This is a genomic window from Botrimarina colliarenosi (assembly GCF_007859955.1).
Classification (GTDB): domain Bacteria; phylum Planctomycetota; class Planctomycetia; order Pirellulales; family Lacipirellulaceae; genus Botrimarina; species Botrimarina colliarenosi.
The window spans coordinates 123,869-146,397 of sequence record NZ_SJPR01000007.1 but is presented as its reverse complement, the minus strand read 5'-3'; the positions used below and the strand labels follow the sequence as shown (position 1 = coordinate 146,397).

Below are 22,529 nucleotides of genomic sequence, written 5' to 3'. Positions count from 1 at the left end.
CGTGGCATGACGCACCTCCTGTCACGGCTGCTGTGGGTGGGATCGACGTGAGGTAGACCACCTAGACCGGCCGCAGGTTCGGGTCTTCCTCGTCTTGCTGCCTGACTGCGCCCTGCCTCGTGGCTTGAGCAAGCATTCCATGCACCGTGGCGCCCGCGAGCGATCCTTCAAGGGCGGGGCTGCAGGGGGGCCCCCTTTCCGCGGATCACCCCGGCCCGTGGGGCAGACCCTTGAGCGACCCGCTCCCAGTGGTCGCCCTTGGCTTGGCATCGTCAACTCAGGCAGAAGGAGAGGTCCAGTGACCAAGACATTCAAATCTCCAGTCACGTCCAGCAAGGGACCGCCGCGTCGGAGGATGTGACCCGACGGATCCGCACGGAACGACCACGGCCACCAGGCCCCGACACCCTGTGTCGCCCAACAACGGATGGGGCTTCTAGCTCATCGGCGTAAAGCACTTTCAGGGAAAACATGTCGAGACGCTCGAAGAGCACAAAGGTCTCAACGCTCGTGACACGCAGCGGGTAGGCCACCGCGTCGTCGAGGCAAAGTTGCTCGTCGGCCTGATCGAAGGCCCCGAACCTTGCCCCGGACACCGCGCTGGTACGAGAGCGTCAGCGAAGAGCCTGAGCTAGTTGCCGAAAAGCAATCGTCTAAAACTGCTGCCAACGGTCGATCCGATTCGGGCTGTGACACGATGGCCATCATCTGCCGACCGAATCAGAGCGACCGTCGAGATGGTCAGTCAGCTGAAAGAGCGCTTCGGTGCTTAGTCAACTTATTCCTCATCATCTTCCGGGTCGGCGGAGATGGCTTCGAGGTAGCGGATCCGTAGCTCTTTCAGCGAACATTTTCTCTCGCCTTCAACCAAGAAAAAGTTCCAGCCATTGACTGCCACACGGCCGGTGATCGCCTTGCCGGCAAGTGATGGACTGGAGAAGAACTGGTTGTTCCATTCGATGCGTCCGTCGGAGAGAACTACAGCCACATGGTCGCGAAACTTCTTCGATCGGGGGACCAGTTTGGCGCCGGGCTTGAGGAACTCGGCGCTCACCAAGTCGCTCAAATCGACACGGTGACGCGGGCGAACCGTCTCGGCGGCGAAGCCGGACTTGTATCCCGCCGGCGTCGGCCATACTTCGGTGATGCGCTTGGCGAGTTCTTCCGACCGGGCGCGGATCATTGACTCGGCCCATTCGGCCTCCGAACCCCTCAGCAATTCACGGTTCATCACCAAAACGTCGTGCATTTCTAACCCCGAACGCTTGCCACCCTCGCTAGCCCAGGGGCCGTTGGAGACCTTGGAGTTCAGCCGTGATGTCAGCAACGTCAGATTGCCAAGCGTGTGGATTAAAGCTTCTCGCTCGCCTTCGGCACGCGGTCCCGCCGGAAGGGGCCAATGCGCGGCCCACTTTTGCGGCATGATGTGTTCAATGGCGAGCTTGCGCCGAGGGACCCTTTCGCCGCCTAAGCCGGACTTGCCATCGGACCAGCCACGAAGATGATCCTCGATCGCCTCCAACACCATCCGCAAACGACCGCGGCCAAGTCGTCGGTAGGCCGGCAGGACCTTCAGTTGCTCCAAAACCTCTCCGTCGTCGGGCCAGTAACGGCTGTCGCTCTTCTGAGAAAGAAGAAGTCGCTCGATGACGTCACCAATCTTGTCGCGGTCGGTTGAATCGAGGTCGCGAATGAGCTCGGCAACGAGCTTGTTGTAGTTCTTGGTTGTTGAGCGGATCAGCATCCGCCGCACCATCCAGCTCTCGATCGCGCCAAGCGCTTTGTGAAGTTGTTCGTCGCGAACCGGCGGTCTTGCGGGATCGAGAAGAACAAGAACCAAAGGCTTGATGACTTCGCTCTCCATCACCCCGGTGCGGTAGGCGAACAATCCAAGCCGATCCATCGGGCCGGTCTTTTGCTCGCCAGCCAACACGAATTCACGGTACACCTTGGCCGCGTCGGTCAATCGCGGCAGCAACGTTTCCATCGGCTCGTCCGATTCGTCAACATACCGCTTGAACCGGGTAAACACTTCGCGAGCGACAACCTCTTCGCCCGTCTTGGCGACCAGCCAGTGATTCAGGAAGATCGACGAGCGAGAAAAACGCAATCGCCCGACGCTCAATTCGGATTCCCAGAACGACGATTCAAAATCTCGCCAATACCTGACGTAAGACGCCTCAACGTCGGCGCCGGACTCGAGCAGCCGTTGGAAAATGAAGTTCTTGATCAAGTCGGCCGCGGTGAGCTGGGCGCCACGGGCGTTAAGCGTCTCGAAGATCTCCTGAGCGTTCTCGTCTGCCCCGAGATCAATCACCACAAGCTGCAGCAAGTCACGAACAGCCGTCTCGATTGCATTGGCCCGCAGCGCGATACCGCCGTCGCCTTCCTCACGCAGCCACGCCGACGCTGATTCGGCGAAGTAGCGATGAGCCTGGACCATTCGCTGGTCGCCGAACTCGATCGCTTCGTAGTCAACAGGCAGCGGCGCGGACATGATCGCGTTGAAAGCCGGCCGATCTCGGTTTGTCGGCCACACCTTGAACTGATCCTCTGGGTTCACCCAGAACGGTTCGGCGTTCTTGATGAGCATTTCCAACCGCATCGCCAGCGAGCCCGATCCCGCCGCGACCAACTCGGCGTGCAACGCGTCAAACAGCAACTGGAGAGTCGTCAGCCGTTGCTGGCCGTCGATGATCGTTCGCTCCTGCATCGACCCGGCTGCATTGGGGACCTGTTGCAGCACGACCGCGCCAAGGAAATGCGGATAGTGCTTGCCGGCTGGTTCGGCGAGCACTCGTTCAGCCATGCGAACGATGTCTGACCACAGCGGCTCCCATTGGTTTTCCTCATTCCAAACGTAGGGGCGTTGGAACAACGGCACGACCAATCGCTGCGGTTGATTGAACACTTGCAGCGGTGTCCGGACTTGCGTTTCCATCTCGTCGCCTTGTTCTCGTTCAATCCTAAGTCACGTGTCGGCGGCATCGGCCGCCGGTAGCTATCGCGTTCCTAAACGAACGCGTAGGGGCTCTTCTTGGCGATCACTTCCAGCAACGAGCGCCGCAGTTGAGACCGATGATCGTATCCAAAGTCATCCAGCACCCCGTCCGGCAAGAGTGTCACTTGATATCGACCGGCAAGTGTCGATCGGGCAAGAAGTTGCCGCCCTCGATGCCGATGCTGGATTGTCACAGAACGTCCCGGTTTTGTCAGCGGCCTACGGCAGGGAATCGCCGAGCGCTGAGTTGAGCCGAGGTGCAGGTCCGTAGCTCCTCAGGCCGCTATCCGCTCGTAGTGCGTGAGCACGCCGCCGAGCCAATCTCGACCGACGATCTCCTCGCCGCTGTGCGGAGGAGCATCGACCTCGGGCCAGAGAGCAGCGGTTTGTCCCCCTTCTTAGAATGCGACCGGAGCTCGTTGTAGAAGCCGACGTACTCCTCCACGACGTAGTCGAGATGCCCCAGGCCAAAAGCGATGAACCGATGGCGGCACTCACCCTTGATCGAGCCGATCCACCGCTCGATGAAGGCCTTCTGGTCCGGGGGCCGGGGAGAGGTCGGCCTGTCACAAGCGCCGACATTCGACTTGCTCCTCGATCGGCCGCGGCAGATGCCGCGAAACGGCCGCGGGGTGCCGACGCCTGCTGGGAAGATCGCCGTGTTGATCGGCGGCACAGCGATCGGGGCGTGTTCCAACCGTTGCCGCACCCGCTCGTGTCTGAGGCGGCGAAAGTTGGCTTGCGGATGGCGGCGACGGAAATCATCCGTTTGCAGTACGGCAAGACGTCTTCGTCGAAGGTCGACCGCTCGTCGTTCGTCGCGGACCGGAACGATCCGTGCCTCGTCTTCGAATTAGGTCGGCAGTGACCAACCCGATCGTTGAGTTGAATTGTGGTTCCGCCCCCTGCTTGTTCGACTTCGGTAACGCGGCCTCACTCCCGCAGCATTCCGCGGCTGATAAAGAACTTCCCTCCTGTGCCGTGGAACGCGACATCGACCGTTGTTCCAACCGGCCCCGACAAGAGTTCTCGGCAGGCCTTGAGGTCGAGTCGGCTGAACACCGCCTCCGTCGTCCCAACGATGTGGAACCCCGGCTCGATGCCGGCCCGCTCGGCGGAGCTTCCTTCGATTACGTCGTAAACCATCCAGCCGAACATCGCGTCTCTCCTGAGCGTCATGCCCAAGAGCCCCACCCCCGCCTCGACTGGTACGGCCATCGGCGTGCCGCCCGGAGCGTACAAACGGTAGCCTTCAGCCGCCCGCCAACTCCCTTCCTCCTCAGCCGCTTCCAATCCACGACGGAATGGGTGCGGCCAGCCGGTTTGCCACTGGTCGCTCCGCAGCCCGACGCGATCCGAAGATTTCACGAACGTGTACTGCCGCGGCGCAGGTTCCTGGGCGGGCGCTTCGTCCAGGCCGCTCTGCAGCGATCTGGACTGCGTGGACTTCTCGGCGCTGAGGTCTTCATCGTACCGAATCTCCAGAACCGGCGTTCCCATGAAGCCGAGTCCAATCGGACGCGGATGGGAACGCGACTGGTTCGAGGCGAGTGAAACCAATTGCCAATCCCCGGTTCCCCAACGGTATTCGTAGTTGATGACGAGCGGAGTCAGATTAGAAAGCGTCGTCGCTACGACACGCGCCGGCGGTGCTTGTGACGGTTGAGTCGGCGTTCGTCGCTGCTGTTGGGGAGACGATCCGCGGCTCGCTGCCTGCGCGCGGTCGGCGTTTCGCGGAGACTCCGCGATGGGCGCTTCACGGTCTCCCCCTTCCTGCTCGCTGGTGAGGAATGCGTTGGCGGCGCCGAGCAACAAGCCGACAACGATGATCTGTCGGTAATAGCGGCCGCAGAACACCGCTGACATCACCGCCACCGCCCACGACACGCCTTGGTTCGCTCCGAGCTGACCACCAGCGAACACCAAGCCTGCAAAGAGCCCAATCAGGGCTGCGATGACGCTCCACTTTCGTTTGGTTCGCGGCTTGGCGCCCGGGGTGCGATGGTCCTTGGTCTTTTGCTTCGCCGCGGGCGCCGGGTTGGGGCGACTGGATTGCTCCGGTCGGGCCGATTGAAGTTGTTGCTGACGCTGGTTTTCTCGAAACCACCGATCCTGCTCCTCACGCTTGCGATCCTCTTCGTAGAGCCGCTGGTCCTCCGCCTGCGTGCGGTAGTCGTAGGCGCCCCAGCGGTGCTGCTCTTGATTATCCGGGCGGGGCATCTCGGTTCTCCAGCTTCGGCGGGGCATTCGAGGCCGAAAACGATCCGCGTCGTCGATCGAGCTCGCTGCAAGTACGAACGCCAGGAAGCTTGGCGGCGCATGCTTTTTCTGGCGATTTCAAAGGAACTCTCTTGAGTACCACGCTTGCGATTCCCGGGTCGCTGGCGATCCGAACCCCCGACGCCAACCCGATAGGCTTGGCCTCAGATCGTTCGCCATGACGACCGGCTGCGCCTGTCGCGGGCACCGAGGCGCCACGCTTTTTCGATCGCGCGCGGCAATTGCTTTGGAAGTCCCGCAGCGTTCGGACGCTTAGCTGCACGATCGTCGTGCTGATCGGTCGCAAGTGAGAGCGACGTGGATCTCGCCGGCGCCGCACTTGCTCATTTTGGGAAGCGGCGAAGATCGGGCTGCGGGCTGCGGGGACTGAGAGCATCCGCCTGCGGTACGGCAACTCGTTGTCGTCGAAGGTCTCCCGCTCTTTGTTCATCAAGGCGTGCACGACTCGTGTCTGATGTTCGAGCCGCCCCGTTCGTGAACGGCCGTCGTCACGCGCCTCGCGGGACGGTTGCCGGGCGCAACCCGGAAGCGCCTCGCATCAGGCGGCGGCCCGTTCGTAGTGCTTCAGCACCCCGCCGAGCCGGCTGTGGCAAACGACCTGCTCCCGAGGGCGTGGCGCACCTGGGCCAGGGGGGGAGCGAGCGGCTCGCTCTCCCAGATCAGCTCCGGCCAGCCGGGTTGTCCGTGGATAGAGGGCGTCTATTCACCGCTCCTCATGCGGTGGTCATAGCGCGTATTCGCCGCACGGCGCAGGCCGTCATGAATAGCCTGCGAGGGGCGAGCCGCCGAAGTTGCGGCGGGAACGACGACAGGGGAGCCGTGAACCGGGGCTGGCGCGACGAACCCCTCCCTCCATGGCGTTGAGCACGCCCGTTAGTGGTTTAGCCCCAAGCGGGACGCCGACCGAACCTCCTAGAGCAGGCATCCCGCCGTGAGGGGCGTTTCAGGCTATCCTAAGGGCCCCAATCCCTTCGGAGCCCCCTCGTTCGATGTCGCTCGACTCCGCCGTCCTACTGTACCACGCCGAGGTTCGTGAGTACCTCCAACGCGAAGAAGCCCCGGTGTGGGAGTGGTTCGCCTCGAACCGGGTGCAGAAGGAGCACGCCGAGGCGGTTCGGTTTGACCTCCTCAAACGCATGTACCGCATCGGCCGTGATAGCCAGCCGGACCTCTACCGGGTCGCAGATGCGGCCGCGGCTTCTCTCGGCGTCGGTCACGAGATCACCCTCTACCAAGCCCAACACGCCGAGGGCCTCAACGCCTCGCTCGCCTACCTGCCCGACGAGGCGCACATCATCCTCGCCGGGCCGGTCTCGACGAAGCTCAACGAGCGAGAGCTGCAGGCGCTCTTTGGGCACGAGTTGGGGCATGTGCTGATGTACGAGGTAGACGACGGCGAATTGCTGGTCGCTTCCCAAGTCCTCGCGGCGATGACGAACGATCGTTCGGCCGACACGCCCCACTTCGAAACGATGCGGCTCTTCGACCTGTATCAAGAGGTTTACTGTGACCGCATGGCGGCGCGGGCTGTCGATGGCGATACGGACACCGTCGTCTCGATGCTGGTGAAGGTCGCCACCGGCCTCGATACGGTGGAACCAGCGGTGGTTGCTCGAATCGCTCCCCAGCTCCGGCGGCATGCGGTTCCATTGGCAGCCGTTCCGCATGCGGAACACGACCGCGTTGAAGACCTGCCGGAAATCGACCCGCGGCCGACCGGTAAGCTTGGCAGGATACGCTTCAATCAAGATCGGCTCGACAATCGCCCACAACGTATCGTCCACTTCCCAGATCGTCTCCAGCGGCGCCGCAACGGCCATCTCGCACCTCCAGGGCTCGGGTTGCGAGAACCTCTACGAACATCGCCCTACGCCGCCAAGACCAGTTCTGGGATAGTTACTAAGTACTTCCGCAATGATTAGTCGCAGAGCGCCCAGATTGAGCGCGCATCGCGCACTTTGGTGCATCGCCATGCGGCGTCGTTCCTTGCCCATGGTCGTTTTCACTATGACGTCGTGGTGGAATCTATAACAGTGCGTGCGAACGGCAAGCATCCCACACACCGCTCTCGTCGCACCTCATCCGGCTTTGACATTTGTCATGACGACCACACATCGTCCTTCAGCCACACTAGTCGTGACGCACAACTAGCCGAGCCCCGGAGGTTGCTACCCCTATAGCAAAGCCGACCTAGCTCCCTATGGCACGGAGATTGCCTGGGCACCGTCAAAGATACGTCCATTTCTTGATTCGCAAGCGATGACGCATTCTTCATCTCAATCTCACGCCGAGGACAAACGATGTTCTATCACGACGGTGGCAAGCTCCAGTATCCTGTTCGTGTCGAGAAGCCCAGCCCCCTCTTCGCCAAGGCTCTGCAACAAGGCATCGGGGGAATTCAGGGCGAAGTGCGGGTCTGCCTACAGTATCTCTTCCAGGCCTGGGGCGCTCGGGGCCCAGCGAAATACCGCGATATGCTCCTGGAGACTGGCACCGAAGAGATCGCTCATATCGAGATGCTCGCCACCGCGGTGGCTCTAAACCTTGAGGGCGCGCCCCTTGAGCAGGACGAGGCGGCGAAAGACCCCTTCGTACACGCGGCCCTCGGCGGGATGAACATCCAACATGTCATCGGGACCTGCATGGCGGCGATGCCCGTCGACAGCGAAGGGGTCCCGTTCAACTGCAGCCATGTCTACGCTAGCGGCAACATCGCGGCCGACATGCTCGCCAACGCCACCGCCGAGTCGACGGGGCGGATGCTGGCGATCCAGCTGTGGAAGATGACCGACGATCCCGGCATGAAGGACATGCTCAGCTACATGATCGCCCGTGACACGATGCATCAAGAGCAATGGATGACGGCCTGGGAAGAGCTGGGAGGTCGCAAGAACCACCCAATCCCCAATTCGTTCCCGCAAGACCAAGAGAACCAGGAGTACAACTACGCCTTCATGTCCTTCGGCTTGGGAGACGACTACAAAGCCCCGCAAGGCCCGTGGACTCAGGGCGAGTCGTTTGACGGACGAGCCCAATACTCCAGCGTCACGATGCGTCCCTTGGGAGAGAAGCCGAAGCTCGGCCCCGCCCCCTCCGCTGCCCCCGCACAGGAGGCGCAGCTCCCTTCGCAGCAGAGCACACGCTAGTCGGCGCCCGCCATCCCGTCATCTTCCACCTCCGAGGTTACCATGACCAACCTACCGCGTCGTGAAGCGCTCCGTTCTGTCGCTGCCCTGGGAGCCGGCGGAGTCGCCCCCCTGCTTGCGAGCGTCTGTGCTCCGCCCTCCGCCGCAGGAAAGGCGCCGTCGATGTCTTGGCTCGAAGCCACCATCGCTCCCTCCGCCAGAGAAGGCCGCTGGTTGACGCGGTTCGTCGAGACGGGCCAGCGGGGGGGATGCGTCCTCTGCACCCTGACGCGACAAGACCCCAACAACCCAGCGGTCATCTCGGTGTCGGCTGCTTCTGCGGTCAAGGAGGGACGCGAAGGCGCGGAGGTCACGGTTCAGTTCTTCGGCGAGCCGTGCGGGCCGCTGACCCTCAGTGTCGTCCACTTCGGTGAAGGCCCTGCGGTCGCCGAGGTGTGATCGGGCCTGCGGCTTTTTTCATCCTTTCATGCTGTTGGGCTGTGTATGAGCACCGTCGTCTCGAAGCTCTCCGATAAGGGAAGCATCAACGTAGCACGGACCGAGCGCTTGATCTCCGGCGCATTGGGCAGCGCCCTTTTGTTGACAGCACTTTCCGGTCGTGGCGCCAAGCGGTTGACGGCGCTCGGGGTCGGCAGCGCCTTAGTCTATCGGGGCTTCACCGGGCATTGTCACGCCTACGAGGCGCTCGGCATCGATACGGCGTGCGGCGCCACCGCCTCGGATCTCGACCGAGTCGGGGTCGAGGTAAGCGAGTGCTTCCTCGTCGCCAAACCGGTCGAAGATCTCTACCGCTTCTGGCGTCATCTCGGCAATCTGCCGCGGTTCATGTCGCATCTAAAAGAAGTCGAGGCGCTCGACGAGCGGCGATCCCGCTGGACGGCCGCTGCGCCACTCGTCGCCGGCGGGTTGATCCAATGGGACGCCGAGATCGTGGAAGACATTGAGAACCAGCGTCTGGCCTGGCGGACCTTGCCCGAGTCGAGCGTCGATCACCGCGGGTCGGTGGAGTTCTCGCCCGCCCCCGGAGAACGCGGCGTTTACGTCCGCGTCGAGCTGACCTATGCGCCGCCGGGCGGGCAGGCCGGTCGCTGGATCGCCAAGCTCTTCGGCGAGGCGCCCGAGCAGCAGGTGCGCAGCGACTTACGCAAATTCAAGCGGCTGATGGAAGCCCGTGAGATTCCGACGATTGAGGGCCAGTCCCACGCAAGTTGCTACGGCTTGGGCCAACTGCTGCACTCCTAAACCACTAAACCACCCGCGCGCAACACCGCCGATATTCTTGAAAAGGTCTCCGCCATGAAAGCCGTCGCCTGGTGCGCGCCTCACTTGGTCCGCGTCGAAGAAGCGCCCGATCCCGCTATCATCAATCCGCGAGACGCCATCGTCCGCGTGACGTCGACGTGCATCTGCGGGTCCGACCTCCACCTCGTCGACGGCTTCATCCCCTTTATGAAGCCGGGCGACATCCTCGGCCATGAGCCCATGGGGATCGTCGAGGAGGTCGGACCGGCCGTCGACCCCGACAAGATCAAGGTCGGCGACCGGGTCGTCGTCCCGTTCCCAATCGGGTGTGGGGAGTGCTTCTTCTGCCAGCGCCAGATGTGGAGCTGTTGCGAGAACACCAACCCCAAGCCGTCCCTGGGGGAGACGATGCACGGCCACGCGACCGCCGGCATCTTTGGCTACTCGCATCTCACCGGCGGCTACGCCGGCGGGCAGGCACAGTATCTGCGCACCCCCTTGGCGGACGTCAATCTCCAGAAGATGCCGGAGGACTTGACGGACGATCAATTGGTTTTCCTTTCGGACATCCTCCCCACCGGCTGGATGGCCGCGGAGCAGGCCGATATCCAGCCCGACGACACGGTCGCGATCTGGGGGTGTGGCCCTGTTGGGCAGTTCACTCTACGTAGCGCTGTCCTCATGGGCGCCCATCGGGTGATCGCCATTGACGACGAATCAAGCGTTCCCGAACGGATGCAGATGGCTCGTGAAGGAGGCGCCGAGACAATCGATATGAACAGCGAGGACGTGCCGTATCGGTTGTTCGAGATGACAGGCGGACTCGGTCCGGACTCTTGCATCGACGCGGTCGGGATGGAGTCGCACGGCTATCATTTCCTCGGATCGGTCTACGACCGCGTCAAGACAAGCCTGATGCTGGAGACCGAGCGCCCGCACGCCTTCCGCCAGGCCGTGAAGTGCTGCCGCAAGGGCGGGACGCTGTCGGTCCCCGGCGTGTACGGCGGCTTCGCCGACAAGATCCCGTTGGGCGCCATCATGAATAAAGGCCTGACGATCAAGACGGGGCAAACACATGTCCACAAGTATGTCCCCAAGTTGCTCGACGAGATCCGGCAAGGGAGGATCGACCCGAGCTTCGTGATCACCCACCGGCTCCCCCTCAGCGAGGCGCCACACGGATATGAGATATTCCGCAAGAAGCAAGACGGGTGCATCAAGGTCGTGCTCGATCCCGCAGCGTAATACGAATACCGGGTGACTGCCGTTGACGACATGGGTGTCGGAAAGTGGGCTCGCTAAGTTGGCGCGCCGTAAGCGAAGACGCAATTAAGGGAGAGTTTGCGGTTCCATGGAGCCAGCGAACGACGTTATTAGTACGGGTCGCATTGCCGGTCCTAGAACCTACAGGCTGCGTTCGAATCGGCTATTCGACGATTCATTGCGGCATCTCAGATAGCAGACTCGATTGACGATTCCAGGTCGCTATCTGCCGATGGTTTCGCGCCATTCGTCTTGATTTTTGGCCGCACTAGTTCAAAGTGGCGGACGATCTCGCTGGCATCCAACTGCCGTGCGTAGACGGCGAGCTCGTCGATCTGACCAACGAAGCGGCGATAGAACTGGTGCTCGTCGAGCTGCCCGAGCAAGAGGCTCAATCCTGACGCCAGGGGCGACAATTCGTCGGCGCTGGCGACCTGCTCGCCATCCACAAAGAGTCGTAATCCCGAATCGGTCTTTACCGCCGCCAAGTGTTGCCACCGCCGCAACTCGTAGTGCGACTCCGAGAAGATCGAGGTTCCAACTGCCACGTCAGCGCTCGGGGGATCGCGGTGCAGAAACCGGATCCGGGCGGGCCGTTCGAGGTCGGTGAAATTCGATCGGGCGCCGCCCAGCTCCAGAGCGACGCCATGGCCGCCATACGACGCCGAGCCGGGGCGGCAGTCGAGCAACGAGAAGACGTTGCCCCAGTGGTAGTGGCTTGACTTGAACCAGAGCTCGACGGTGTAGCCGTCCGCGAGGCGATCGGAAATCGGCTGCGCCGACTTCACGTAGGAACCGATCGCATCACCGGTAAACGCACCACCAAGCGACAGCGAGTTGTTCGCGTCACTCTGGACCCAATCGACTTCGCCGATCACCTTGCCGTGCAGCCCGTTACCGCTGTAGTCGCGGACGACATCGGACCTCCGCTCCTCAAAACGCCAGTAGAGTAGCGGATTCGACTGGGCCACAATATCAGGGTAATTCGCAGGCAGTTTGAGGCTGTCCGATTCCATCGACCGCTTGGCGGCGAAACTCGCCTCCGATGCGGCGCCTCGATCGATCCGTATCCGTCCATCACTGGCGGTAGATAGTGCGACTGAACTGCCGGCAACGACATCGAGGAGTTGGCTATCACCGGCTCCCGAAGACCACGGCACCGTCACTTGGGCGCGCCCCTCGAAGACATGCAACTCGGCCTCGCCCCCCGCGATCCGCACCCCAGCGGAGCAGTCACCGGCAAACTCAAGGACGCCACTGGGGGTCTGGAGGCGGAACTCATCGATCGTGGGATCAGTGTCGACCGTGAAGACGCCGCTGCTTAGGGTCGCGCTGTGGCCTTGCGTGATGACGAGCCCCGCAGGGCCTTCGACCTTCAAGATGGCGGAACCATTAGGCAACTCAAAATCGAGCTCGGCAATCCCCTGCAAAAGGTTGAGCGATTCACCCGCCTCGACTTCGCGCTTCGGTTCGGGGTAGCCCCGCTCAATCCCGGGGTTCCATAGACAGGCGGTGCCACGGACATAACGGACGACAAACTGATCGGAGGCGTCGACTGCTCCTTTCTCGGAAACAGCGACCAAGTCGTCATTATCCATCCATCCGCTGCGGGCGACCGTGGCGCCCAACAATGCGCCTGTAGCAACCAGCAAGGCGACCGCCAAAGCAACCGACCAATCGATTCGTAGCCGAGAGATTACGTGAGGCGTCGGCTCTCCTCTCCTTGACGAGGCGCGATGCTCGGTGACTTGCGGCGGCGTCACGAAAGGGGCGCCGCGCGAATCAGTTCCAACGGCCTTCGCAATCTCCGCCAGGATGTCGGCACGAGTCGCTCCGTCACTGGCCTTTGCGCTTTGCCACGCGAGCCAAGACTCTTGGTTCATCAGGTTTACGACAAATGGCGTCAACGATGGGTCTTCCGACAGCATCCGTTCGAGGCGCTGCAGGTCCTCTATCGGAGCGTCCCCCGCGACCGCGGCGAGGACGATCGAAGTGACGTCGGCTTGTTTCTGTTGTTGGGTCATGCGTGTCGTTCCTTCGCCAGGGTGCTCTCGACGCAGCCGCGCAGCGCGTCGTGGACCCGAACCAATGCGCGATAAATCGAATGGACCGACGCTCCCTGCGCGGCGGCGATCTCTTTCGGAAGCTTTCGCAGGTGGTACCGCTCTCTGACTAATTCTTTATCGTTCGGCCGTAGTTTAGCCAGACAGTGCTCAAGGGCGTGCTGGCGGGCGTCGAGATCGTCCGCTCGAGCGACCATGTCGTCGGCAAAACCCAACAAGACCTCCTCACTAAAGATCCGAAGCTTCTTACTCTTCCGGCGGGCATGCAGCACTTCGAGGTAAGCAATCTTACAAGCCCAGGCGTAGAATGACCCGTCCGGATCGTAGCTGTCGAACTTCTTCCACAGGACTACGCAGACATTCTGAAAAATGTCGTCGGCGTCGCTGGTGCAGAAGACCAGCATCGAGATGAAGTCAAACAGTCTCCGCGAATGCTGAGAGTACAGTCGTAGAAACTCGTCGTGTCGTGTGTCGTCCATTCAGTTCGCTTCATGGCAACCGATGAGGCCGTGCCACGCTCCCTCAGCGCGCACAGGCAGTATAAGCGCAAAAGAGCATCGGCGGGCTACTTCCTCGATCTACTCGACTAAGCAGCCCTTGGATTTGCGCGCAAACTAAGAAAAGACGCCGTATTTGAGTTGACCGGGTCTACCATGAAGGACGTGCCCGAAGTCTTTTTGTGGATTTTTCTTCTTTTGCGAGTTTTGCGCGCAGATTTTCCAGTCCCTAGGCAGATTGGTCTGTGCAGATAGCAGTGTGCAAACCGCATGCTCCGACGAATCGAGGCTTTGTCCACCCTAAGCGTCCGCGACGTTCACGGATGCCGGAGCTCGTCTGCAGCTCGACTCGTGCTTCTCCGGGAGCAGAGACGAGCGTACCTCCTCACCACACATCTTGGAGACTGCGACTAATGATCCGATCACTTGGCTTGCTGACGATGGCAGTTGTGGGCCTTTTTGGAATGTCGGCCACCGCGACGGCCGGGCTCGTTTATGTTGATGCCGAAGACGGCGTCGGCGGCAATACCGCTCTGGACGGCGGCGGCCTGCTAGATGCGACCGACGGTTCTGGTGGCGCGACATGGCGCCAGCGCGATGATGCGGCCTTCGGTTCCGGGCCGAACGGATCGGTCTTCGAAGGCGTCGAGCCGTCTCCCCTGATCCAAACGACTATCTCTGGCCTGACCCCTGGTGCGAGCTATCAAGTCAACGTCCACTTCTGGGATCCGCAGTCGGAAGTCGAAGACTGGAACGTTAGCGCGGGCTTCACCCCCGCCAGCCTACAGAACTACTCACGTGAAGCCGATGCGACGGGGCCTGGATCGGTTGCGAGCGTGCTTGCTAGCTCGCTCGCGTTCGACGTAGCGCCAACGCAGTTCGGTCCGAACTCAGGCCGAGAAATGCTGTCCGGCGATCTAGGCGTCACCGCCGCCAATGGTGCAGGCGAGATTATCGTTTACGTGGATGATCTCGGCGTCAGCGAAGTTAACCGGCGCTCTTGGTACGACGGCGTGTCCTACCAGGCCGTGCCAGAACCCACCGCCGCCCTTTTGATCTTTTCGCCGCTTTTCGCATTGGTCGCAGAGAGGCGTCGGCAAGCGGGTTGAAACCACGACGTCTCTGATTACTTGTAAGTGATCAATTCCCTTCACCCAGAGAGAAATCTTCTCTCTGGGTGAAGGGCCTTAGTTTACAGGAAACGTATTGATGCAGAGCACGAAGCAGCGCGGTTTCACGCTCGTCGAACTGCTGGTAGTGATTGCGATCATTGGCATACTGGTCGCCCTTCTCCTGCCAGCGGTCCAGGCGGCCCGCGAGGCGGCACGACGGCAACAATGCCTGAATAATCTCCGGCAAATCGGACTAGCCGTGCTCAACTACGAGTCGACCAAGGGGTCGCTGCCTTACGGGTCGAAGTGGAACCTCAATGGACAGACCGAACCGGGGCTTTGGACCGTTGAAGTAATGCCCTACATGGAAGAGCAGGGGCTTGTAGACCAGCTGGACCTAACGAGCTTCTTTGACACGCCCAACAACTTGGCAGTGATTTCGAGGGCGGTACTTCCAGGATTCGCCTGTCCGTCCGACGCCCGCTCCGCCACGCCGATCCTCGAGAATCGTCGCACCGACCTGAATCACAACCCGGCAACGGCGCAAGGTCTTTGGTATCCAGCGTCCATGGGCCCGACGATTCCGGATCAATGTGACTTCACCCCGACCTCATCGCGCTCGGGGGAGGTTTGCATGGGATGTGCTTTCGGCACTTTCGATACCGCCTGCGCTCCTTGCAAACTCAGTTCACGGCTCTCCTGCACCGACGACCGCAGAATGGTTGGAGTCATAGGCCGGGTCGCGACGGGTGTCGAATTACGAGAGATAGTGGACGGCACCTCGCACACCTTCTTAGCTGGTGAGACAATCCCATGGCACACCGACTGGAACTGCGTGTTCTGCGAGAATTTCCCGGTTGCTTCAACCCATATACCGTTGAACCTACTGACGGAGAACTATGAGGGACTGCAGGACAGCTATTGGACCAGTAGCGGTTTCAAGAGCTTCCACCCTAGCGGGGTAAATATGTTGCTCGTCGACGGAAGCGTCAGTTTCGTCAGCGAGGCGATCGACTACTACGTCTACAACGCGTACGGCACGAGAGCGGGAGCCGAAGTGGCGCCAACAGAGTGAATGCAGTGCATGACTGCGGAATAGCTAAGCCAAGGTAGGAGCGGTTATGCGGACCGAGACGAAGGGGTTGTTCGACGAGTGCCTTCGCTATGCGATGGCTCTCACTACCGGGGTTTGCCTAATTGCGATCGGGTGTGGCGGGAATGGATTGCCCATGATCCCTGTAAGCGGCGTCGTGACTTTTGACGGGGGGCCACCTCCAGCGGGAGGACGCATCACTTTTACTCCGACCGAAGTCCTCGAGGGATTGCCTCGACGGCCCGGATTAGGGCGTTTTGACAGCCAAGGCACGTTCGTAGTCAGTTCATTCCGCGATGGCGACGGGCTGGTCCCCGGCACCTACAAAGTGAAAGTCAGCTGCTTAAGGGGACTCCCAGACGTTAGCCAACGGGACTCCACGGCCTCCGTTTCCTACGTGGCGCCAGGTTACGAGCCAGATCCACTCGTGGTCGAGAAGGACAGCCGCGCTATGGAGGTTCAGTTCGACGTGCCAATAAACCCGCGTCTCAACTGACGCAAAGATAAAATCGACACCTTGAACCTCTACCATATGACGCAGAATCGACCGACTCGCCGAACACCTCATCGTAAGATTGCCATCGTCGCGACGATGACGCTGGCGTTTGCTGCGCCTTACGCCTGTTTAAGAGAGGCTTATGCGGCCAATGAGGTGGCGGCGGAGCCGATCTTGCTTAATGACAACGGCGCGTGGTCTTGGTTCGAGGACGAGCGTGCCATTGTTGATGTGGCGAGTGGTAAACTACTGGTTAGCTCGGTAGCTGACGCGTCAGGGTCTGGCGGCGTCAATCGAGACGGCGATATCGACATCGTCTCTCTCGATATCAATACGGGTCACGTCGATTCCTTCGTGCTTCATGCCGGCCTCGAAGACGACGATCATAATTCGGCGTCGCTCTACGTGCGTCCCGACGGACGCTATGTCGCGATGTACGCCAAACATGGATCCGACCCATTCAGTCGTTATCGAATCTCAAAGAATCCCCATGACGCCACGGCCTGGGAGGACGAGGAAACATTCCCTAACGGCGCCGGCGCCACCTACTCTAATCTTCACTTCCTGCCCGCCGACGATGGCGGGGCGGGTCGCTTGTATAATTTCACGCGGACAGAAAACTACGATCCAAATATCCTGACGTCTGCAGACCAAGGCGCTACGTGGTCTTATGGCGGCAAGCTGCTCAGCGAAGGCGGCGGTGGAGACCGACCGTATGTCCGCTACTTCTCCGATGGGGATAAGATTCACTTCATCGCCACGGAGCGGCATCCGCGCAACTATGATAACAGCATTTATCACGGCTATGTGCAAGACGGACAGCTCTTTGGATCGGCAGGGAACGTGCTGGACTCGAACCTGTTCAATTCAACCGCTGTGGCGCCGAGCCAACTGACTCCAGTCCTGCCAACCGGCGCCGTGTTCGACGACGACACGATGCGGCGTGGCTGGACGCTCGATGTTGCGATTGACGGCGGCGGCAACCCGGTCGCAATCCACCAAGCGCGGGCTAACAACGACACCAGCGATCACCGGTTCTTCTACAGCCGATGGGACGGATCGCAGTGGAACACCAACCAGCTCGGTTTCGCCGGGTCCTACCTCTACGGCGCCGAAAGCGACTACACCGGCCTAGTTGCGATCGACCCCGACGACGTTAACACGGTGTATCTATCGTCCGAAGTGCACCCGGCGACCAAGGCTCAGCTGATAGGCGCAGATGGCGAGCGGCACTACGAGTTGTTCCGCGGCAACACGCAGGATAGCGGCCAAACTTGGCAATGGACGCCATTGACATTCAACTCCGAGGTCGACAATCTGCGTCCAGTCGTCCCCAAGTGGGACGCTGAAAACTCTGCAATTCTTTGGATGCGTGGAACGTACTCGACCTACGTCGACTACGACCTCGACGTCGTCGCGATGGTGAACCCAAATGTTGCGGCGCCAACACCGGCGCTGTCAATTGACTTCGGTGCGACCGGCCAATCCGTTCAGCCAGGGTTTGAGGCATTTAGCCGCGCTGGCAGCGGCGTCTCGGGAGACCAGACCGAGTCGTACCCCTCGGCATTCGCTGCGGGCTCCGCAGGCATCGTTGTGACATTGGCCGGCGACCCGCAATTCCGCAATCGGGGGAGCGACGTCGATAGCCCCGTTGGCGACGTGGTCAACGACTTCGTCTTCGCGAACAACGATCTATCAGTGACCTTTAGCGACCTTCAAGCGGGCGACTATCAGATTGTTCTCTACGCCCACGATCGAGACTTTGCCCAGAGCGAGTACAGCGTTTCCCAATCTGGCAAGCAACTTGGAGTGCTAGCTCCGACAGACGGTTCAGCGCCGTCGATTGGCGTCGCATCGGCCCGCTACTGGTTCCATGCCGATGGACAGAGCGACGTCGTGTTGAACCTTGAGTCGCTCGTCGGAAGCTCCGTGCCGCTAAATGGACTCGAACTCTATGCCGCCTCGGCGCCGTTCATCGGACCTCCCATCGACTTCAACAGCGATGGCCTGTTTGACGTGGCGGACTACTTTATTCTCAGCGCCAACCTGCACAGCAGCTTCGCTGGCTTGACGTCGCAAGAAGCCTACTCACGTGGCGACATCAATGGCGACCTAAAAGCCGATTTTGCCGATTTCACAGTCTTCCGAAGGATGTACGACGAGTGGAATGGAGCTGGCGCATTCGCTGCCCTCACGATTCCAGAACCGAGCGGTCTGTTAGTCGCCTCGGGACTGCTAATCGGCAGACTTATGACTTATCGCGCAGGACCGGGCGACTCCGTAACACCTGTTGGTGAAACTCGGCACGGAAATACTCGGAACGCAGTGCATCAATAGACCTTCGATCTCTTCCACGGCACACTTAATAGGACACCAAGGTAATGCTTTTCATTGAGAAAATGGGCGGACATAATCTCAAGCGATCGTTGGGATACGCAGCCCTCTTCACAACCAGTCTGGCATGGTTGTTCTTAGCGAGATCATCGGCCAGTGCGCAAGGGCTCACGTATGTCGATGCAAACGACGGGTTTATCGGGACGCAGACCCTCTTCCCGTCAGCCGCTTTGAACGACCTTGAGGCGATCGAAGATAACCGATGGGGTTATCGAGAGAATTTCGGCGCCGAGGGGCCCGGTGGACGCTTCATTTACGAGTCGGGAGGCGTTGCCAGTGGCGTTGAAGATGCTCCTGAGATTTTCCAGACGGTGTCGGGCTTGACCCCATCAACCAGCTACGACCTATACGCGGTTTTCTGGTCAGCGGGCGGCGGTGCGAACTGGCCAATCCGTACCGGAATTACCCCGGGCAATCTCACGCTTTACGATCGCAACGGAACGCTCGACGGGGCAGTGGCCGGCATTGAGGCGGGTAGCGCCGCCTGGGCGTCGCCCCCCACCTCCGGAGGAACCCCGATCTATACCGAGGCGGATCGCATTATGTACCTCGCTCTGGCGGGTACGGTCACCGTCGATGGTTCGGGACAAGCCAACGTGTATTTCGACGACCTTCCCAACAACACAGCCAACGACCGTAGCTGGATCGATGGAATCGCCTACGTCGCATCCGGTAGCGCCATCTCGCTTACCGCCACAATCGACCGCAACACGGGGCTTCTTACGCTCTCTAATGGAACCTCGTCGGCGTACGACTTCACCGGTTTGTCAATCACATCAACCTCGGGCGCCCTCGATGCGTCATCGTGGCTCACCATCACCGACAACTACGATGAGGGGACGATCGGCTCGGACCCTTGGGAAGTAACCGCCCCCCTCGGCACGCCCGCCTTCACCGCCGCACTTACTGAAGTTCAGTCAGCAGGCGCCGCCGGGCCGTCTTCGATCTCGGCTAGCCAGTCCCTTAGCTTTGGCAGTGTCTGGAACGACACGAGGTTCGAAGACGTTACCGTTCAGCTCACCCTTGCCGGTGGAACAACGATAGCGTTGACGCCGACTTACACTGGCGACGCGCATCTTCTCGGTGATTTCGACAACAGCGGCGCCGTCGACCTGGCCGACTACGCCGTGTTCAGCTCCAACTTGCTCACGGACGTGTCAGCGCTCACGCAGGCGGAAGCTTACCTCCGTGGCGACATGAACGGTGACCTCGTCGTCAATCACAGCGACTTCATCTCGTTCCGTAACGCCTTCCCGGGCTCTCTAGCCGAGGCGTTAGCCGCGGTTCCCGAGCCCTCTTCGGGATTACTCGCATCGCTGATTGCTGTCTTCGCAGTGGGTCGATGCCGGAGGAAATCGAACGACGGAAGCAACCATTTGAATAAACCATCGAGCCCCCAACTTTTGACGAGAGTCCCTCCGATGACACGTCCTCTTTTGTTTGCGGTCCTAGCCTTCACGGTTCTCTTGCTGACGACCGCGTCAACTTACGCTATCAACGTCAACTTGACGGCGAGCAACGGCTTCGGCTCCACCTCATTCAACAACGCCGCTGGCTGGTCAAACGGGCAAGCCCCGAGCGCCGGCAACGACTACTTCACAGGCGATTTCATCCTCCGCACCCCTGCGGACGGCGGCAGCTACACTTTTGCCGGGGATTCGCTCACGGTGAACAACACGAATGGGTACCCCCAGGGCTTGTTTTACAAGGGGACGGGAAACACAGGCGTTATCACGATTGACGATCTGATTCTCGACGGCGGCTTGATCTCGCACGGGAACGGCCTCGGCGATCTGTTCCAGCTTGACGGCGCCATTACGGTTGCCAGCACTTCTTCCATCCGTGCAAAGCAAGGCAACATCGACATTCTCGCGTCGATTAGTGGAACCGGCGGTTTGATCATCGAGACCAGCGACGTTCCAGGAGATACGTCGATACGTCTCGTCAACCTGCTGGGAAACAACACCTACACCGGTGACCTTACCGTTAACGCCGGAGGCGTCCTCACTCTCGGTGCGACTGGGTCGATGACGTTCAACATCGGATCGGCCGGAGTCAACAACAGCATCGCTGGGGATGGCGCCGCGAGATTCGACGGGGCCTTCAACTTCGACCTGACTGGGGCGAGTGCGACTCTGGGCGACACTTGGCAGATCACCAACGTCGCCAGCCAGTCGTTCAACGATCAGTTCAATATTCCGGGGTTTTCAAACCTCGGCGACATCTGGTTCGACGGCACCTACACGTTCAACGAAGCGACCGGCGCTTTGTCAGTCGCCCCTGCTCCGGAGCGTCTTGCCCTTCGGGTGCTGAGCAACGGTCAGGTTGAGATCGTCAACGGCAGCACAATCGAGACCGTTGATATGAACTACTACGAGATCCACAGCTCAACTGCCGTGCTTAGCACTTCATGGACCGGTATCGACGGAGCGGTCACGGCGAGCGATATCACTTGGGAGCAGGCTGGCGGCAGCACGGCGTCGCTGATTGCCGAAACCAATTTGCTTGGCAGCATGTCGTTCTCGCCGAGTGATAGCGTATCGATTGGCCAAGCGTTCGCGGGTGTCGAATCGGATGCCGACTCATTGGAGTTCCTCTATGGAGTAACTGGCAGCGATGACTTGCACACCGGGTTCGTCGAGTTCGTCACCGTCGCGGGACTGCCTGGTGACTATAACAACGACGGTAGGGTCAACGCGGCCGACTACACGGTATGGCGCGACGGCAACTCGCCCGACGATACGCAGGCCGGTTACGACCTGTGGGCTGCGAACTACGGCGCTACCTCGATTTCCGAAGCTAACTCAACGGCTGTTCCCGAGCCAGCTTCTTGCGTGGCCATCGTCTTAGCTCTTAGTTTGGCCGCGTCAAAGGGAAGCCGAATTTAAACAGGCAGACAGCGTCGATGCACTAGGCTTTCCAGACAATGCCCGAGATGCTGCTTCGGCGCCGTCGACACCGACTACTGAGCCGTGGCCGACTGCTCAGCAACCGACGGGGTGGTTAGACGCAGCGGGAAAGAGGTCCGCGGTAATCTCTATCCCGCGGACCTCCGCTGCGGCCTAGGCGTTTGGGAGAGATGGTTGAGCGACGCCGCCGACCTCAAGGTTATGAGGATCGATCGGCGGTGTCCGATCCGCGAACCCCAGTTCAATCGGAACGCCGTATCGCGCAGCCATTCAGGACGGCTCGGAAGCAGCTCTTCGTACGCGTGCGCAGCTCCAGGGCGGTGCGACCGCCTACAAGGGCGGCCGGCTTGGCAGAAGCGAAGCCGGATCGAGCCAGTTTCTCGCAACTGAAAGCCCGTTGAATCCAGGCTATGCCGGGCGTTATGGGATTCCGCCTGAGAAGTGTCCGTTCCGCGAACTGCATCTTCTCCCTCGCCCGCTAGCGGGTCAAGCTTTGGCTTTCTCGACTCTGGAGGAAGTCCATGGCGAAGTTGCAGCGGGATGCGGCGAAGGAGCGGCGGTGGCGTGAGGTGCTTGGCCGGCAGGCTGCGAGCGGCTTGTCGGTGCGGGAGTTTTGCAAGCGTGAGCGGCTGACGGAGTCGCAGTTCTACGCTTGGCGGGAACGATCTCCGAGCGTGACGGTGAGTCGTCGCCCTCGTTCGTGCCAGTCGTGGTCAGTGATCAGCCGAAGAGTGACACATCGATCGCCATCGAGTTGGTCGGCGGTCAAGTGCTGAAGCTGCCGGCTTCGACTCCGGCGGCGTGGCTTGCCGAGTTGGTGCTCGCTTTGGAAGCGAGGCCCGAGCGATGATCGCAGCGGACCTGGCGAACACGCAGGTGTGGGTGACGACGACGCCGATCGACATGCTGGCCTGCCCCAAAAACCTGTACCAGTTGCTATGAGAGTACGGTTTGGGGAACGCCGCTGCCCTGCCGTAGCGGAGGAGACTGCTGAGGCGTAGCCGAAGCAGTCTCCGGAGCGGAGGGAGGGCAG

At 60.7% G+C, this 22,529-nt stretch carries 15 protein-coding genes and 3 pseudogenes; 12 read left to right on the top strand and 6 right to left on the bottom strand.

The features are described 5' to 3' along the window. Positions 1 to 778: 778 nt before the first annotated feature. Together Pla108_RS18800 and Pla108_RS18795 are read right to left on the bottom strand one after the other, a co-directional pair. Positions 779 to 2,941, bottom strand: a complete 2,163-nt coding sequence (locus Pla108_RS18800) for a GmrSD restriction endonuclease domain-containing protein (RefSeq protein ID WP_146446520.1) — start codon at positions 2,939 to 2,941, stop codon at positions 779 to 781. Positions 2,942 to 3,284: 343 nt separating this feature from the next. Continuing rightward, positions 3,285 to 3,677, bottom strand: coding sequence for an integrase core domain-containing protein (locus tag Pla108_RS18795; protein WP_197526701.1), 393 nt, complete (start codon positions 3,675 to 3,677; stop codon positions 3,285 to 3,287). Positions 3,678 to 3,689: 12 nt separating this feature from the next. Between Pla108_RS18795 and Pla108_RS21070 the strand changes: the two genes are divergently transcribed. Then, a complete protein-coding gene (locus Pla108_RS21070) occupies positions 3,690 to 3,869 on the top strand; it encodes a hypothetical protein (protein ID WP_197526700.1) in 180 nt (59 codons plus the stop codon). Between the two features lie 65 nt (positions 3,870 to 3,934). On the opposite strand, the gene Pla108_RS18790 is transcribed toward Pla108_RS21070, so the two are convergent. Continuing rightward, a complete protein-coding gene (locus Pla108_RS18790; RefSeq protein ID WP_146446518.1) occupies positions 3,935 to 5,221 on the bottom strand; it encodes a hypothetical protein in 1,287 nt (428 codons plus the stop codon). Positions 5,222 to 6,270: 1,049 nt separating this feature from the next. Between Pla108_RS18790 and Pla108_RS21695 the strand changes: the two are divergent. Next, positions 6,271 to 6,654 (top strand): annotated as a pseudogene (locus Pla108_RS21695) (M48 family metalloprotease); the annotation flags it as partial. Positions 6,655 to 6,915: 261 nt separating this feature from the next. Here the strand turns inward: Pla108_RS21695 and Pla108_RS21690 are convergent. Then, positions 6,916 to 7,101, bottom strand: a pseudogene (locus Pla108_RS21690) (transposase); the annotation flags it as partial. Positions 7,102 to 7,581: 480 nt separating this feature from the next. Between Pla108_RS21690 and Pla108_RS18780 the strand changes: the two are divergent. The 4 genes from Pla108_RS18780 (at position 7,582) to Pla108_RS18765 (ending at position 10,914) form a co-directional block, all read left to right on the top strand. Then, on the top strand, positions 7,582 to 8,427 hold the full coding sequence (locus tag Pla108_RS18780) for a manganese catalase family protein (protein WP_146446516.1): 846 nt from the start codon (positions 7,582 to 7,584) through the stop codon (positions 8,425 to 8,427). Between the two features lie 162 nt (positions 8,428 to 8,589). Next, a complete protein-coding gene (locus tag Pla108_RS18775; protein WP_146446515.1) occupies positions 8,590 to 8,865 on the top strand; it encodes a hypothetical protein in 276 nt (91 codons plus the stop codon). 45 nt (positions 8,866 to 8,910) lie between these two features. Then, positions 8,911 to 9,669 (top strand): SRPBCC family protein, encoded by a 759-nt coding sequence (locus tag Pla108_RS18770; RefSeq protein ID WP_146446514.1) that lies wholly within the window; start codon positions 8,911 to 8,913, stop codon positions 9,667 to 9,669. A 54-nt stretch (positions 9,670 to 9,723) separates the two neighbouring features. Next, positions 9,724 to 10,914, top strand: coding sequence for a zinc-dependent alcohol dehydrogenase (locus tag Pla108_RS18765; protein ID WP_146446513.1), 1,191 nt, complete (start codon positions 9,724 to 9,726; stop codon positions 10,912 to 10,914). 206 nt (positions 10,915 to 11,120) lie between these two features. Here Pla108_RS18765 and Pla108_RS18760 read toward each other — a convergent pair whose 3' ends face one another. Both Pla108_RS18760 and Pla108_RS18755 read right to left on the bottom strand, forming a co-directional pair. Next, a complete protein-coding gene (locus tag Pla108_RS18760; RefSeq protein WP_146446512.1) occupies positions 11,121 to 12,956 on the bottom strand; it encodes a LamG domain-containing protein in 1,836 nt (611 codons plus the stop codon). After that, entirely contained in the window at positions 12,953 to 13,474 is a 522-nt protein-coding gene (locus Pla108_RS18755; protein ID WP_146446511.1) for a sigma-70 family RNA polymerase sigma factor, read from the bottom strand. The genes Pla108_RS18760 and Pla108_RS18755 overlap by 4 nt, the downstream gene beginning before the upstream one ends. A 431-nt stretch (positions 13,475 to 13,905) precedes the next feature. Here Pla108_RS18755 and Pla108_RS18750 point away from each other — a divergent pair, with 431 nt between their 5' ends. The 6 genes and pseudogenes from Pla108_RS18750 to Pla108_RS21065 all read left to right on the top strand — a co-directional run bounded on the left by Pla108_RS18750 (position 13,906) and on the right by Pla108_RS21065 (position 22,346). Next, positions 13,906 to 14,601 carry a hypothetical protein gene (locus Pla108_RS18750; RefSeq protein WP_146446510.1) on the top strand — a complete coding sequence of 232 codons (696 nt, stop codon included), beginning with the start codon at positions 13,906 to 13,908 and terminating at the stop codon, positions 14,599 to 14,601. Between the two features lie 100 nt (positions 14,602 to 14,701). Next, positions 14,702 to 15,679: a DUF1559 domain-containing protein gene (locus Pla108_RS18745; RefSeq protein WP_146446509.1), complete on the top strand. Its 978-nt coding sequence runs from the start codon at positions 14,702 to 14,704 to the stop codon at positions 15,677 to 15,679. Between the two features lie 535 nt (positions 15,680 to 16,214). Continuing rightward, a complete protein-coding gene (locus Pla108_RS18740; protein WP_146446508.1) occupies positions 16,215 to 18,530 on the top strand; it encodes a BNR-4 repeat-containing protein in 2,316 nt (771 codons plus the stop codon). A 44-nt stretch (positions 18,531 to 18,574) separates the two neighbouring features. Further along, on the top strand, positions 18,575 to 21,475 hold the full coding sequence (locus tag Pla108_RS18735) for a hypothetical protein (protein WP_197526699.1): 2,901 nt from the start codon (positions 18,575 to 18,577) through the stop codon (positions 21,473 to 21,475). Positions 21,476 to 22,017: 542 nt separating this feature from the next. Further along, a pseudogene (locus Pla108_RS21685) lies at positions 22,018 to 22,119 on the top strand (hypothetical protein); the annotation flags it as partial. Positions 22,120 to 22,148: 29 nt separating this feature from the next. Beyond that, positions 22,149 to 22,346, top strand: coding sequence for a hypothetical protein (locus tag Pla108_RS21065; RefSeq protein WP_197526698.1), 198 nt, complete (start codon positions 22,149 to 22,151; stop codon positions 22,344 to 22,346). The last annotated feature ends 183 nt before the right edge of the window (positions 22,347 to 22,529 follow it).

Bases quoted from the DNA above. Each gene is read 5' to 3' on its own strand.
- Pla108_RS18800 (WP_146446520.1), bottom strand. From the start codon at position 2,941: ATGGAAACGCAAGTCCGGACACCGCTGCAAGTGTTCAATCAACCGCAG.
- Pla108_RS18775 (WP_146446515.1), top strand. From the start codon at position 8,590: ATGTCTTGGCTCGAAGCCACCATCGCTCCCTCCGCCAGAGAAGGCCGC.
- Pla108_RS18745 (WP_146446509.1), top strand. From the start codon at position 14,702: ATGCAGAGCACGAAGCAGCGCGGTTTCACGCTCGTCGAACTGCTGGTA.
- Pla108_RS18770 (WP_146446514.1), top strand. From the start codon at position 8,911: ATGAGCACCGTCGTCTCGAAGCTCTCCGATAAGGGAAGCATCAACGTA.
- Pla108_RS18780 (WP_146446516.1), top strand. From the start codon at position 7,582: ATGTTCTATCACGACGGTGGCAAGCTCCAGTATCCTGTTCGTGTCGAG.
- Pla108_RS18760 (WP_146446512.1), bottom strand. From the start codon at position 12,956: ATGACCCAACAACAGAAACAAGCCGACGTCACTTCGATCGTCCTCGCC.
- Pla108_RS18750 (WP_146446510.1), top strand. From the start codon at position 13,906: ATGATCCGATCACTTGGCTTGCTGACGATGGCAGTTGTGGGCCTTTTT.
- Pla108_RS18765 (WP_146446513.1), top strand. From the start codon at position 9,724: ATGAAAGCCGTCGCCTGGTGCGCGCCTCACTTGGTCCGCGTCGAAGAA.
- Pla108_RS18790 (WP_146446518.1), bottom strand. From the start codon at position 5,221: ATGCCCCGCCCGGATAATCAAGAGCAGCACCGCTGGGGCGCCTACGAC.
- Pla108_RS18735 (WP_197526699.1), top strand. From the start codon at position 18,575: ATGCTTTTCATTGAGAAAATGGGCGGACATAATCTCAAGCGATCGTTG.
- Pla108_RS18755 (WP_146446511.1), bottom strand. From the start codon at position 13,474: ATGGACGACACACGACACGACGAGTTTCTACGACTGTACTCTCAGCAT.